This window comes from Microcoleus sp. Z1_B2, assembly GCF_036700325.1.
Classification (GTDB): domain Bacteria; phylum Cyanobacteriota; class Cyanobacteriia; order Cyanobacteriales; family Microcoleaceae; genus Microcoleus.
In genome coordinates this window covers 94149-108530 of sequence record NZ_JAUBOQ010000017.1, presented here as the reverse complement: position 1 = coordinate 108530, position 14382 = coordinate 94149, and the positions used below count along the sequence as shown (strand labels likewise).

The window sequence follows — 14382 nt, the reverse complement described above, 5'->3', positions numbered from 1 at the left end:
TCTGTCGCTACTCATAGTCTGTCAGATTATAGTTGTCATGGCTTCATCTGGCGCCATCTATGGATATTACGGAGCAATTTGGTAAAAAAGTTAGACATTTCCGAAAGCTCAGAAATCTTTCCCAAGATCAGCTTGCAGAACTATCTGAATTACATCGCACCTATATTGGTTCAGTTGAACGAGGGGAACGGAATATAACGCTGCTTAATGCCAGCAAAATAGCCAAGGCATTATCCGTTAGTCTAGCTGAACTGGTAACTGCTGATGACTGAAAGAAGACTAGAGCAAATTTTAGCAAGATACCAAAAATCATTTACCGAAAAAATTTATGCAGAAGAGAATGAAGAACACGATATTTTAATGGATGTGTTTGGTATTTCTCCAATAATAAAAAAAGAAAATAGGCAATATTGGGGGCGTGAGTTAGGTATGTGTTGGCAATCGTTAGTTACTGAAACGTGTAAAACATATTGCAGTAGCTTTAAGCCAGCATTGAAAGTTGAAAGCGATGAGCCGTGCGATCTGATTGTTGATGGGTACGCAATAGATACAAAATATCGTATTGGCTCAGGAGATTCTGGAACACTGAAAAAGTTCAAATCTTATGGCGAACTACTTCGTAATCTTAATTACGAGCCCGTCTTTTTAATACTTAGACAAGATAATTTGCCCGCAGCTATTACAGCGTGCCAAGTAGGGACTTGGAAAGTTTACACAGGGGACGATTCGTTTGAGTTCATAAAAACAATCAGCGGGTTTGATTTAAAGTCATTTCTTATTGAAAAAGTGGGAGAATTCCCTGTATACCGCTGAAACTATCAAGGCGCTTGTTGATAATCTCTATGTAGTCAGGTACAATTTCAATGCCCACATACCTAATGCCAAATTCTTGCGCCGCCAGCAAAGTAGTTCCAGATCCTGCGAAAGGATCGATTAGAATAGAATTTTCCAAACGCGGTACAAATATTTCGACCAGCTTTCTCATTAGAGCGATTGGTTTAACGGTGCAATGGACGTTAAACTCCTCGGTTTTCTCACGCTGTATACCTTCTAAAATATTTGACTGAAAACCACCGAACTGATCTTTAGTATAAAATAGACCAGTACCATACTCCTGTAGAGTTTCCAAGTAATTATTGACCAGTGGTTTTTGAAGTACGCAGATTGCTTCCCATTCGTTCCTCAGACAACTGTGCCAACCATCCCATTTTTCAGAATTTTCATATCCTTTCTTCTCTAACTGTTGTTTGATATTGACACCCTTAGGGATACCGCTCGATCTTTTATAAACAAGAATATCTCTCGCATAGAAACCAGCACTTTCAAGTGCTACTTGTACGTGAGCAACAGTCCGCGTGCTGTTGAAAACTAAAACTGTCGCACCCGGTTTGCAGATCCGAAAAAGCTGCTCACCCCACTCAAAGCACCACTTTTCATAATCCAGAGTGTTGTTACGATTCCTTTGATACCATTTTTCATTTCTGACTCCACCTGCTAAACCACTGCCATAGGGAATGTTTTTGACAAGGGTTTTATTTCCCTTGCCATTGACTCTTTCAATACGCCTTTGAATTTCTGAGTCATCCCATTTATGACCAATAAATTCATAATTATAAGGTGGGTCAGTGATACAGGCAGAAATATAATTTTCTGGCAAGGTCTTCATCACTTCACGACAGTCGCCCACCAAAACTTCATTTGAGGGAGTTTTTTTCATGAGTCAGGCAGTTACTAAAGTGGGAAAGCAACTCTTAATTATGCCACATTTGCAGTAGATAGTGAATCTAAATGAGTCGTGAAACACTCTTCTCTTTCCAAACTTCGCGTTCTTTGCGTCTTCGCGGTTCGTAAAAAAAAATCACAACTCATTTACACTCCCTATAGGCAGTCTAAATCATAGATTCATTCCAGCTTGTTTTGCTGCATCCAAACATATAATTAGTAATCCACCAGAAATCCCTCAATCCTGACTACTTCAAATAAACCACCGTCACACCTGCACCTCCTTCTTTTTGACTGGCAAGTTCAAAGCGGGAAACCTGCGGGTGATTCGCGAGGAACTCGTGAACGCCGCGCCGCAACTGTCCCGTACCTTTGCCGTGAATTATCCATAGAACTCCGTATTCCACGGCTTTGGAAAGAGCTCTGTCTATTTCGATTTCTGCGTCTGAGACTCTCGCACCCCGTAGGTCGATCGAATTATTAGCAGTGCGAATGGCAATTTCGGGATTGGGTTTTGCAGGTTCCGCCGCTGCTTGCTTGGCTTTAGCCGTAGCGAGTGCTTGGGCTTGGGCTGCAACCTTGGCTAATTGAGCTTTAGTTTCCGGTTTTTGACCGTCGAGGGATTCAATTTCTCCTAGTTTGACAGTCATTTTCATAATCCCAAACCGAACGCTCAACTCTTCGTTAGCATCGGGGCCGCTGAGGACTTCGGCAGTTTGGCCCAAGCTGGGAATGCGGATGCGATCGCCCACTTTCGGCATAAAACTCGGTTTGGGTTTAGCCGGTTGCTGGCGAGAGGGCAGGTGTTTTTCAGAAATTTGATTTAAGGTTTCTGTCGCTTGTTGGGCATTTTGAGCCGTCTGGTTGCCCGACTGCAAGCGACGAATGATTTGAGCAATTTCTGATTTTGCCGACCCTATCGCCTCATTTACTGCAACTTCCTGAGCTATTTTTAGTTCTCGCTCCCGCTCTTGCAAAGCGGCTGCTTTTTGAGAAACTTCTCTGTGCAGTTTTTCGGTTTGATGTAGCAGTTGAGTTGCTTCTCTGGCCTTGGTTTCCTGTTTCCGGCGCTGTGCTTCGAGTCCAGCAATCACTTGATTGACATCTTGAGAGGCTCCCCCGACATAGGTTTGAGCTTCTTCGACTATGGATGCTAGCAAACCGAGTCTTTTGGCAATGGTGAGGGCGTTGGAACGTCCGGGAATTCCCCACAGCAAGCGATAGGTTGGCTGCATGGAATTGTCGTCAAATTCTACTGAGGCATTTTCAAAGCGGGAGTCTTGATATTTGAGGGCTTTGAGTTCGCCAAAGTGGGTAGTTGCAACTGTTAATAGGGAATGTTGGGCGAGGTATTGCAACAGGGCGATCGCCAATGCACTGCCTTCTGAGGGGTCTGTCCCCGCTCCTACTTCGTCTAACAAAACTAAAGATTTGGGAATTGCTAATTGGGAATTAGTATTTGGGATTTGGGGTTGGGGAATTTGTAATTTAGGTTTGAGAATTGGGAGAGCAGAAACAGTGTTCTGTGTATCTGCGACTTCTTCGTCTTGCTGTTGGGAATTAGTAATTGTCAGGTTTGAATTTTCTTCCCCTTCAGCCTGCGATTTATTTTGTAAAACTTCTAAAATGCGGCTGATGCGGCGGATATGGCCAGAGAAAGTAGACAAACTTTGCTGCAAAGATTGTTCGTCACCAATATCGGCCAAAATATTGTCGAACCAAGGCAATTCTACGGGTTCGCGGGCGGCAACAAACATTCCTGCTTTCGCCATTAAAGCTGCCAATCCCAAGGTTTTGAGGGTGACAGTTTTGCCGCCAGTGTTGGGGCCAGTAATGGCGACGACGCGGATGTGCGGCCCGATCGTTAAATCGACCGGCACGACTGGAAACCCTTGCTCGTGCTGTTGCTGCCAAACTAATAACGGATGGCGCAACTGGCGCAGGGTAATTTGCGATCGCAGGTTGCGAATTAATAATTGACTGTTTTCTTCTTTTTCCTCATCTTCTTTTTCCTCATCTTCTTTTTCGGGATTTTTTGGTGCTAATTCTGGCTCTCCCAATTCGATAAATTTCGGCGGATTTGCTTGCAGCCAAAAACTATAACGCGCTTTAGCGACCGCTAAATCTAAAGTTGTAACTACAACCACCAATCTGTCTAAATCGGGTTTTACTGCTGCGACTTGCTCGGTGAGGGCGCGGCGGACTGCTTCTTCTTCGGCTTGTTCTTGCCTGAGAAACTGCCGCATTTGGTTGTTAAGATTGACTGTATTGTGGGGTTCTACGTAGAGTGTCGCGCCACTGGCCGAGGAGTCGTGAACGATGCCCGGTATGGCATCTTTTTGGGGAGCTTTGACGGGAATGACAAAGCGTCCGCTTCTTTGGGTAATTAGCTGTTCTTGTACGGCGTTGGATTGGCGCTGCAAAATCCCCTGCAATATTTGATAAATGCGATCGCGCAACTGTCGCATTTGAACTCTAATTCCTGCTAATTTAGGAGTTGCTCTGTCTGCTACTTGAGCGCGATCGTCTATACAGCGATGGATTTCTTGCTCTAGTTCGGGATAAGTCCGCAATTGGGCTGCTAGTTCTTTGAGCGTCGGCACATCTGCCTGAGAGTCAATTATCCGGCGCAATTGCCTTGCTCCGGCGAGGGTAGTAGCAATTGCCAGCAATTCTTCGCCGCTGAGCAAACCTTGGAGTTCGGCTCGTTGCAGGGAAGTGCCGATGTCTTGGATTCCTTCAAAACTCAAAGCACCGCCAGCGCGGCTCTCTAACTGATAAGCTTCCTGAGTTTGGGCGAGGAGTTCGGCTGTTTGAGCTTGAGTTGCCGGGATTGCGAGGTCAAGGGCGGCGGCGACGCCGAGTTTGGTGGCCGCGAAGGTAGCCAAGTGCTGACACAGGCGCGGCCATTCTAATAGTTCTAGTGTTTCGGCTTGAATCAAAGTTGAGGTGGTGTTGGTAATTGGCATTCTCAGGCGCTGACCGAGAAGGTGAATTTAACGATACTATTAATTAATTTTAAAGTTTTTTATTGTTTCCTGGCGCAATTTGAGAAAGTATCTGCGATCGCCCTCAGCAGTCTTTCGGCCGACAGCTCTGATGTAACATTAATTACGAAGGAGAAAATTTGCATTTTTGCATTACCCGTCTAAAATTATACCTTCTCGTGATACCATTCCCCAAAAAATCTACAACTTTAGGCAAGCTCCCAACTATTATACAGTAAGTCAATCGATTTTAGATTTTAGATTTTAGATTTTAGATTTTAGAATTGAAGCATTGACTTGCGCGAGATAAATACGTTCGGCAAGTTTCTAGGATACAGGTTTTTAATTTCTCCACGGATGAATCACGTGGCGGGTATCCTGGATGTTTTCGGTCATTACCAATTTTTTACTCTAAAATATAAAATCTAAAATGGTATGGGCTATTTTGGGTTTTGAGGGAGCGGGTATGGGCTGTTTTTTGATGTAATTGAACTATTTTGGAATTTTAAATCTGTCAGCGCAATTCTGGCGGTTGTATCCTAAAAAGTAATTTGTGGAGATGATAGAAGTATGGCAAAGATTCTGGCGATCGTCGCGGATACTGTGACTTTTCAAGTTGTGAAAGAGTTACTCAGCCAAGAGGGACATCAGGTGAGAGTCGTTTCCGACGACAAGGAGGGTTTAGACTTGGCGAAGGAATTGTCCCCCGATGCGATAATTTGCGACGGGACTTCGCGTCAAATCAACTTCTTGGAGGTGTGCCGGCTGGTGAAAGCCGAGCGAGAATTGGCGGCAGCCTATTTTATTCTGCTGACAACACCGGAGCAATTTGATGAAGTTCAAGCATTGGATGCGGCCTTTGACGATTTTCTGTTTAAACCGATAGTTAAGCAGGAATTATTGGCGCGGGTGCGCGCGTCTAAGCGATCGCACGAGTTGAGGGCGCGGTTGGAGTTAACCCAGCAAGAATTGGATCTGTCGCGCGATCGAATGCTGCAAAATGAAAAAATGTCTAGTTTGGGCGAATTGGTGTCTGGGATAGCCCACGAAATTAACAACCCCATTACTTTTATTTACAGCAATCTAACTCACGTCCAAAGCTACGCAGCCGATTTAATTGAACTGCTGCGATTGTATCAAAAAGAGCTAGTCAATCCCGGAGCGGAAATTATGCAAAAACAACAAGATATGGATGTGGAATTCGTTCTGGACGATTTATTGAAAATTGTGAGTTCCATGCGTACCGGGAGCGATCGCATCCGCCAAATAATTTTGTCGCTACAGGATTTTTCCCGCAGCGATCGATCGGGCTGGCAGTTATTTGATGTTTCCGACGGTTTAGAAAATACTCTGTTGTTGTTGCAGCACCGCTTGCCGGCTCGCGAGGGAAGGCGAGACATCAAGGTGATCAAACAATTCGGCAATTTGCCACAGATTGAGTGTTATGCAGGTCTGCTAAATCAAGCTTTTCTGAATATCATCAATCACGCGATCGATGCTTTGGAAGAGTCGGCTCAAGAGTTGGAGGAGTTGGAATCAATCAAATTTAAGCCCGTGATTTTGATAACCACTCAGGTAGTCGATGGTCAGCGAATTTCGATTGAGATTGCTGATAACGACATCGCACATAGCAAAGATATCACAGCCCAAATTTCCGATCCATTTTTGGCAGCAAAACCTGCGGAATCACCCATATCATCGGGACTTGCTCTCAGCTATCGGATAATTGTAGAGCAGCACAAAGGAGAGTTCAAGTGTTTTTCCGAACCGGGTAAAGGCACTAAAATTCAGATAGAGATTCCGCTGCGTCACAGTTAATTAGGAATGAGAATTAAATAACTTACAATGCGTGATGGTTCTTGTGGGATGGGCGTCCCGCCCGTCCAGAAAGGGCGAGCTAAGAGTGCCCAACCCCTAGTCCCCACAAACTTGTGTAAATTATTTAATTCGCGATCCTTAATAGTATTTACCGTTGGTGGGGGCGGATTTTTGAGATTGTTGGTTTTAGCCTGAGATTATGGTGAATCCGCCCCTACAATGACTGCTTTTTTTTAAAGGTAAAATTTTGTAGAGGGAATGGCAGAAGTTATCGAGAAGAGACTTGAGTTGATCTTCCAGAGATTTGAAGGAGAGAGGAAGAGAATAGAAATATGAATAATTCCACGGAGAGGGGCAACGACGGGGGGTTGCCCCTACAAAACACGGTTATGTAGATGTTGTGTGTCTAGGAGTGAAATAACTAAAGGGAGACTTGCGCGCCTTGAGTATCGAGGGCGATCGCCCTTACCTCAGCCTTTACCCCAAATTCCATCCAAGCAGCCGCCATCCCTTTCTCAACCGCAACAGCGTTAGCCACATCCGTTAAAGCTAAAAGCGTTGGCCCGGCACCGCTAATTACCATTTCATAGGCCCCTGCATTCAGGGCAGCTTGCTGCACCGCTTCATATCCCTTAATCAGAGATTGCCGGTAAGGTTGGTGAATTTTGTCTTGGAGGGCGCAGCGCAGCCAGTTTTCATTGCCAGTTTCCAAAGCCCGCACTAGCAAACCGAGGTGTGCAGCATTAAAAATCGCGTCAGCCCGACTGTAATCTGCTGGCAAAACTTTGCGGGCTTCGGCTGTAGACAGTTCAAAATCTGGGATGGCTACCACCGGCACAACATTCGGATGCCAGGGAATATCGCAAATCTCCCATGAACCCCCCCCCTGCCCCCCCTTGCTAAGGGGGGGTGATTGTGTGAGCCCCCCCTTAGCAAGGGGGGGTGATGGTAGAATTTCCGCATCTAAGGGTGATTGTTCTGTTAGCCCCGCTTCACGGAGAGAGAATTCTTCTCTTAGCCCCCCCTTACTAAGGGGAAGTTGTTCTCTTAGCCCCCCCTTACTAAGGGGGGGTTGGGGGGGTGCATTGCTAGCAGCTTCGGTAAGTGCGGGTGATTGTTCTGTTAGCCCCGCTTCACGGAGAGGGAATTCTTCTGTTAGCCCCCCCTTACTAAGGGGGGGTTGGGGGGGTGCATTGCTAGCAGCGAGGCGACATCCTCCCAGTAAAGCGGGGACAACGTTGTCGGGATGTCCTTCAAGTTCGATCGCCAATTGCATCACTTCCACCTGACTCAAAGGCGCACCGGCTAACTCATTTGCACCGACTAACCCACCGATAATAGCTGTGGCGGAACTTCCTAAACCTCTAGCCAGCGGCACTTGCATATCTATATGTATGGCTACGGGCGGCGGCGATTGGTTCAGGCGATCGTATAACTTTATAAATGCTTGATAAGCGAGATTGCTGTCATCTGTCTTGACTTTGGCGGCTTCAGAGCCTGTAACAGTAATTTTTAGTTTCTCGGTTGCTGAGGGTTCGAGTCGGGAGAATTGGAAGCGGTTGTAGAGGCTTAAAGCGGCGCCGATGCAGTCGAATCCTGGGCCTAAGTTGGCGGTTGTGGCGGGTACGGTGACGGTGACGGTGGAAGTTTCGAGCATTTTTTGAATAGTTAATTTGGAATGTTTAACCGCCGATGAATGCGGATGAACGCAGAGCGAAGGATATTATACTATGTTTTCAAAAGCACTCTATTTTTGCAGCATTTCAAGATGCTTGATGGCATCTTGATAATCGTTGGTATTGCCATCTTTTTGATATAGTTCGGCTGCTTTCTGATAATCAGCGATCGCCCCGTCTTTGTCTTCTAAGAACTCGCGGACTCTGGCGCGGTTGTAGTAGGCATCGCCGTAGTTGGGGTTGATTTCAATTGCGCGATCGAAATCTGCTTTAGCTGCTGGGTAATCTTTGAGATTGCGGCCGTGGATGATGCCGCGTTTGTTGTGGGCTTTGGCGTAGTTTGGGTTGAGGCGGATGGCTTCGGTGTAATCGGCGATCGCCCCTTGAATGTCTCCCGCCTCTGATTTGGCTAAAGCACTATTGAATAAATCTTCAGCAGGATTTTGAACAATCGTTTTTTGAGCTATTAATATTGCTGAGGATTTAGCAGAGACAGCAAGGGATATATTACCAAAGATAGTAAAGATTACTAGAGTAGCAATTAAATTGTAAAATGATGATTTCATAATTTAGGCAAAAATTTGAGCGACAGAACAACTAAAACCGGGCAACAAAGGCGAAGTTAGTTCATCATTGCTCAACAGCGTAGCAATGAGCCTTAAACTTGCTTGTTCCCTGCGATAAACTTCTATTTGCTGCAATTGCCAATTCACAACCCAGTATTCCTGCACTCCTCGCACTGAATAGAGTCTAAGTTTCAAATCTCGATCGCGTCTCTGATTGTCTGCACCGGGGGATAACACTTCAACAATTAACTCGGGTGCGGCGGTTAAATGGCCGGCTTCGTCTAGCAAGATAGCCAAGCGTTCATTACTCGCCCAAACTACATCAGGAATGACGTTATCAGCGTCCGTGAAAATAAGACCCGGATTGATGGCGGCTCGTCCCAAACCAGTAGACATCGACCAAGTATCAAGGCAAGAAAAAAATCTGCCACAAGTCTGTTGATGCCCCCAATGCGGTGCTCTAGTCATAAATAGCTCCCCATCAATAATTTCATAGCGATCGCCGTTATCGGGCAATAGTTCTAAATCGGCGGTAGTCCAGCGTACTTTATCAGATATTGTCTGGTTCATACAAGCACTCTTGATAGGTGATAGAAACATTCTAAACCATCGAGCTTCTTGTCGCTCCACAGCTTGAAACAATCCGGCTACACTGACTTTCGCTTTTTGCAGGCGAGACTCAGAATATTGAAACCCGCCTGGGCGCGGGTTTCGTTTTTGTAGGGGCGATTTCGCATCGCCAAATTGTCCGATCGCCCAATTTAAAATTATTGAAAATTTAAAATCGCGCGATTACTTCAAAATAGTTTTAGAAGCAATCCGAGTTTTCTTGCGATCGGCTTCACTCAATTGTTCGCCAGACTGCAAGCGAGTAGCAGAGGTTTGGAGCACAGTTGCGGCACTTTTATCGCCCATTTGCAGAGCAGTTTTCGCAGCAGTTTGCAGCATTGTTGCCGCGCCGGCGCGATCGCCCTGTTGCAATCGGGTTTCTGCGAGTTGAGTTTGGCGGTATTTAGCCAAAGCTAAAATGTGCTGCTGTACCATCGGGTTAATGGCCGGCTGATAAACTTTCACGACATTAGCGGAAAGTGCAACAGGATCGGAAAGCAAACCTTGGCCGACACTCGGATCGTCGTAGCGAATTTGCAATTGCCCGATCGCCTGTGTACCTTCGGGCAACTGTCCAATATAAATATTAGCCAAAACTACTCGCTCTATATCCTTCATTAAATCTCCCAGGCGTACCATAAAACGATCGCCCTCTTGCTGTACCGGTAATTCGATCGTATCCGGGGCAACTTGGGCGATCGGTTTGAGTTCGGCTAACCGTACTTTTGGCATCAGTGAAAATAGCAAATAAGCATTAGTCAAACCTACACCTTGGATGCGAGTAAATAGTTTGCTAAACTCGTCAACCGCATCTTCGGGACGCTGAATGTGAGCCAGAGCACCGCCACCAGCATCAGCAATCTTTTCCAAAATATCCTGGTTCCAGTTATCGCCAAATCCTAGAGAATTTAAAGTCATGTTGTAGTCGGCAGCCAATTTAGCCAACTTCAAACAGCGGCTGTCGTCGCCGTGTTCGTTTTCGCCGTCAGTCAGCAGAAACGCCTGAGATATAGCTTCTTTTTTGCCTTTGCCCAACTCTTCAATACCTAACTTAATGCCCTCATCAATTGCTGTGCCACCGGCCGATCGCAATTGCTCAATTTGCCGTTTAATACTGCTGGGGTCTCCCACAATTTGATTGGGGACGAGGACTTTGGCTTTATGATCGAAAGCCACCGCGCAAAAGCGATCCCCGGGCTTCAACCTGTCCAGCAACCGTCCGGCGGCTTGTTTGACTGTTTCCAAGGGGCGTCCGCCCATCGAACCGCTGTGGTCGAGAATCAGGCACAGGTTTAAGGGTACGCTGGAGTCGATCGAGCTTGCCGTCGCAGACACCGAAATCGCTAGCTGGCGCTGCGTTGAGGGCGCAGCAGCGTCAAGGTTAGGGTCGTTTAAAACCGGGAGCAAACTAACTTTCATGCGGGATACCTAAAGATTGCGTTAGTATTTCTTTAAGAATAGCTCCATCAGTTCAGGCAACATTTCGGTTATGTCAGGAACCTCAGCCTAAGTGCATGAGGCTTGTAAGAGATTCTTGCGAGCCGTCCTGACCAGCCTAAGACTTTCGAGGTCTACGTTTTTTGAGTCATGACACCCTGGGATGCGAAGCTAGTCCCCTGCCCTGTCATTTGCAGTTAAACAGTTTTAAGGTCACTGAAACAGTGCTGCAAGTTTAACAAGCTCTAAAAACATTGGCGAAGCTAACTTTACCCGTAAGGGAGTTTTGGAGAAGACCACATCTCCACGGAGGGGCAACCATACCCCTCCACCCCAATCCAATGTAAAGCCGTCCTAGAAGGACGGGGTTTCAGACTCATTTTTCTGATGAACACACCCATTAAAGCAGTGCAATCGCCATACTACGGGGAAGGGAACTCTCGGACGCCACCTCCCGATTTGCCATCCCTGTTGCTGAAGGAGCGGATCGTTTATCTGGGGATGCCTCTGGTGCCTGCGGTAACAGAACTGATTATTGCTGAACTGTTGTTCTTGCAGTACGAAGACCCCGAGAAGCCGATCAAAATCTACATCAACTCGACCGGCACTTCTGGTTACAGTGGCGAACCCGTCGGCTTTGAAACAGAAGCCTTCGCTATCTGCGATACGATCAGGTACATTAAGCCGCCCGTACACACTATTTGCCTCGGTTCGGCAATGGGGATGTCTGCGATGCTGTTAGCGGCTGGTACAAAAGGCTTTCGAGCGAGTTTGCCCCACGCTTCCATTGTGTTGCACCAACCCAAGGCTTACACGCGGGGTCAAGCAAGCGACATTCAAATTCGCGCTAAGGAAGTGCTGGCAAATAAAGCGACGATGCTTGATATTTTTGCAAGCTGTACTGGCCAACCGATCGAAAAGATTACTAAAGATATGGATCGGTTGCTGTACCTGACGCCCCAGGAAGCTAAAGAATACGGTTTGATCGATCGCGTTCTTGAAAGTTCTGAAGAATTGCCGAAACCGCTGCCGGCTGGAGTCCTCTAATTCGGTTAGGGGGTATTAGTTATTAGTTATTAGTTATTGGTTAGGGTTTATTGGTCATTATAACCACAAACTAAAAAACCGGAAATAACAACTAACAAATAACTAATAAACCATAACCAATTGCCCGATCACCAATTACCAACTAAACGGAGTTCCGAATTATGCCTATCGGTGTGCCAAAAGTTCCCTACAAGATGCCGGGGGGTTATGATACTCAGTGGATTAATATCTACGATCGCCTCTACCGGGAACGGATTATTTTCTTGGGCAGGGACGTTGACGATGAAATTGCCAATCAAATCATCGCTGTGATGCTCTATCTTGATTCGGAAGATTCAGGTAAGGATATTATTTTATACATCAATTCCCCAGGCGGGATGGTGTCGGCAGGCATGGCTATTTTTGATACCATGCAGCACATTAAATCAGACGTGGTGACGATTTGTGTGGGCTTGGCTGCTTCGATGGGTTCTTTCCTGTTAGCTGCCGGTGCGAAGGGGAAACGGTTAGCTTTGCCTCACTCGCGCATCATGATTCACCAGCCTTCTGGGGGCACGCGGGGACAAGCAACGGATATTCAGATTGAGGCCAAAGAGATTCTGCGACTGCGCCACCAACTCAACGGTATCTATGCTAAGAATACTGGCAAGCCGATCGAGAAAATCGAGAAGGACATGGATCGCGACTATTTCATGTCCGCTGAGGAAGCCAAGGAATACGGCTTGATTGACAGAGTGATCGAAGATCGTCCGTAAGTTATTTTTGCGCTACCGTAGTGCGGGCAAGCCTCGCACTACAACCCAGTTTTTCGGTAAATTTTGGCAGAATCTTTACATTGAAGGATTCTGCCATATTTAATGGTACTATCAACGCTCATTCATGCTAGATGGATATTGCAGATTATTACCGACAGTTAGGGCTGAGGTTAGGTGCGAGTTTATCGCAAGTTAAGACCTCTTATCGGCAGTTAGCGAGACAGTATCACCCCGATGTGAATCCGGGAAACGAACAGGCTAAAAATAAGTTTATTGCTATTACTGAGGCTTATAAGTTCCTGGTGAATGTTGCCCCCCACCATGTTGCGGAGTCGAAAGTTGCCAATTCCACTGTGCCGCCTAGTTCGACACCGCCGGATCGGGGGGTGAAAGCTCAACCGCAGGCAGTTAAGGTGACTCGAAAAGAGGCTGCGGTTCAATCTCATGCGGATCTGTCGGCGGTGGAACAAAAGTTAAAGCAAGATGCTTATGTTGAGTTGCAGCAGTTGCTGAAATATCACAGGTTCCCGCGGGCGATCGCCTTGATTGAGGGTTTGGCCCAGCGGGTTCCCGAAGATTTGGAGGTGCGTCAGTGGCAGGCGATCGCCTATCAGCGCTGGGGACGGCATTTGATCGGAGAAAAGCAGGTTGATAAGGCGAGAATTTATTTGAAAAAGGCTGTGAAAACTGACCCTCACAATCGGGCTTTGTGGGCGGAAGTTGAGCGGGATTTTCGCAGGTTGGAAGAGATTTATTGAAGCGATGTTGCGTCCCCCTTTTGCAGGGGGTCTGCGTCGTGAATTTTTAATTTTTCTAAAATAACTTGGGTATTTTCAGGTCTGTTTTCTGGTAGCGGTTCCATCAATTCGTCGATCGACTCTAGGAGTAACGGGTCAATATCTACAGCCTGGTTCCTCCAATTAATTTTACCAGTTTTTTCATTAACGGGAAAGTCGATCGGCTCTATGCCTGTTAATAAATGTACAAAAGTACGCCCTAGGGCAAAAAAGTCCGATCGCACGCCTGCTTTACCTAGAATTTGTTCCGGTGCAGCGTATCCAGCAGAACCTATGGGTGCGGTCTCTATCTCTGCTTCTGTGGCGGCGCCGAAGTCAATTAATCTCAATTTTCCATTGGCTTCAACCATCAGGTTGGATGGTTTAATATCCCGATGCACTACATGATATCTGTGGATTTCCTGCAAAATGTGAAGCATTTGTTGCAGCCAATCAAGGGCGAGCTTTTGAGAAACGTAGTGTTTTTTAGTTAATAATTCTGCCAAGTTTTCTCCGCTAATTTTTTCCATCACCAAACAAGACAATTTCTGGAAGTTCTGGGGGATTTTAATTGGGAAATAACCGTCTGGTTCGACTTGGGGAACAGATCCCTTTCCGGCCAGCCAAATCAAAACTCGCGCTTCTTGCTTGAACAAGCGAACTAAATCGGGGTTGTGGGCGTGTTTCAAGACTTTTAAAATTTTGACAGTGCCCCATTCGTTTTCCCCGGTTCCCAAATCTTCAACTTCAAAGATGTCTGTGGGGCGTGCGGGATTGGGCGATCGCACTGGTTTAAGGATGCGATAGCGATCGGCAATTAACAAATCCGTGCCACAAGCTTGACAATTTTGAGCAGCAGCAGGATTTTCGCGTTGTTCGCATTGAGGATTGATGCAGTAAATCATACCATTTTAGATTTTAGATTTTAGATTTTAGATTGGAAATGACGGACGCTGTATCGGTTTAGAGCTTGGTTTTGCATTTTTTTT

The 14382-nt window shown here is 46.3% G+C and carries 13 protein-coding genes; 6 read left to right on the top strand and 7 right to left on the bottom strand.

What is annotated here, in order from left to right; all coding sequences use genetic code 11:
- Positions 1 to 59 precede the first annotated feature (59 nt).
- On the top strand, positions 60 to 272 hold the full coding sequence (locus QT984_RS12560; RefSeq protein WP_333044298.1) for a helix-turn-helix transcriptional regulator: 213 nt from the start codon (positions 60 to 62) through the stop codon (positions 270 to 272).
- Positions 265 to 813 (top strand): hypothetical protein, encoded by a 549-nt coding sequence (locus QT984_RS12555; RefSeq protein WP_333374107.1) that lies wholly within the window; start codon positions 265 to 267, stop codon positions 811 to 813. The genes QT984_RS12560 and QT984_RS12555 overlap by 8 nt, the downstream gene beginning before the upstream one ends.
- Here QT984_RS12555 and QT984_RS12550 read toward each other — a convergent pair.
- Together QT984_RS12550 and QT984_RS12545 are read right to left on the bottom strand one after the other, a co-directional pair.
- On the bottom strand, positions 776 to 1717 hold the full coding sequence (locus QT984_RS12550) for a site-specific DNA-methyltransferase (RefSeq protein ID WP_333044300.1): 942 nt from the start codon (positions 1715 to 1717) through the stop codon (positions 776 to 778). The two genes, QT984_RS12555 and QT984_RS12550, sit on opposite strands and share 38 nt — an antisense overlap.
- Positions 1718 to 1970: 253 nt before the next feature.
- Positions 1971 to 4664 carry an endonuclease MutS2 gene (locus QT984_RS12545; RefSeq protein WP_333374116.1) on the bottom strand — a complete coding sequence of 898 codons (2694 nt, stop codon included), beginning with the start codon at positions 4662 to 4664 and terminating at the stop codon, positions 1971 to 1973.
- A 615-nt stretch (positions 4665 to 5279) separates the two neighbouring features.
- On the opposite strand from QT984_RS12545, the gene QT984_RS12540 reads away from it, so the two are divergent.
- Positions 5280 to 6527: a response regulator gene (locus QT984_RS12540; RefSeq protein ID WP_333055705.1), complete on the top strand. Its 1248-nt coding sequence runs from the start codon at positions 5280 to 5282 to the stop codon at positions 6525 to 6527.
- 421 nt (positions 6528 to 6948) lie between these two features.
- Here QT984_RS12540 and QT984_RS12535 read toward each other — a convergent pair whose 3' ends face one another.
- The 4 genes from QT984_RS12535 to QT984_RS12520 form a co-directional block, all read right to left on the bottom strand.
- A complete protein-coding gene (locus QT984_RS12535; protein WP_333055704.1) occupies positions 6949 to 8184 on the bottom strand; it encodes a homoserine kinase in 1236 nt (411 codons plus the stop codon).
- A 90-nt stretch (positions 8185 to 8274) separates the two neighbouring features.
- Positions 8275 to 8769 carry a tetratricopeptide repeat protein gene (locus QT984_RS12530; protein WP_333055703.1) on the bottom strand — a complete coding sequence of 165 codons (495 nt, stop codon included), beginning with the start codon at positions 8767 to 8769 and terminating at the stop codon, positions 8275 to 8277.
- Between the two features lie 3 nt (positions 8770 to 8772).
- Positions 8773 to 9339: a Uma2 family endonuclease gene (locus QT984_RS12525; protein ID WP_333055702.1), complete on the bottom strand. Its 567-nt coding sequence runs from the start codon at positions 9337 to 9339 to the stop codon at positions 8773 to 8775.
- A gap of 222 nt (positions 9340 to 9561) precedes the next feature.
- Positions 9562 to 10797 (bottom strand): VWA domain-containing protein, encoded by a 1236-nt coding sequence (locus tag QT984_RS12520; protein WP_333207677.1) that lies wholly within the window; start codon positions 10795 to 10797, stop codon positions 9562 to 9564.
- Positions 10798 to 11202: 405 nt separating this feature from the next.
- Between QT984_RS12520 and QT984_RS12515 the strand changes: the two genes are divergently transcribed.
- The 3 genes from QT984_RS12515 to QT984_RS12505 all read left to right on the top strand — a co-directional run bounded on the left by QT984_RS12515 (position 11203) and on the right by QT984_RS12505 (position 13375).
- On the top strand, positions 11203 to 11862 hold the full coding sequence (locus QT984_RS12515) for an ATP-dependent Clp protease proteolytic subunit (RefSeq protein WP_333055700.1): 660 nt from the start codon (positions 11203 to 11205) through the stop codon (positions 11860 to 11862).
- Positions 11863 to 12023: 161 nt separating this feature from the next.
- A complete protein-coding gene (locus QT984_RS12510) occupies positions 12024 to 12617 on the top strand; it encodes an ATP-dependent Clp protease proteolytic subunit (RefSeq protein WP_333055699.1) in 594 nt (197 codons plus the stop codon).
- Positions 12618 to 12748: 131 nt separating this feature from the next.
- The gene (locus tag QT984_RS12505; RefSeq protein WP_333055698.1) at positions 12749 to 13375 is read left to right on the top strand and encodes a DnaJ domain-containing protein; all 627 of its coding nucleotides are present in this window, start codon (positions 12749 to 12751) and stop codon (positions 13373 to 13375) included.
- Here QT984_RS12505 and QT984_RS12500 read toward each other — a convergent pair.
- Positions 13369 to 14298 (bottom strand): serine/threonine-protein kinase, encoded by a 930-nt coding sequence (locus tag QT984_RS12500; RefSeq protein WP_333055697.1) that lies wholly within the window; start codon positions 14296 to 14298, stop codon positions 13369 to 13371. The two genes, QT984_RS12505 and QT984_RS12500, sit on opposite strands and share 7 nt — an antisense overlap.
- Positions 14299 to 14382 lie beyond the last annotated feature (84 nt).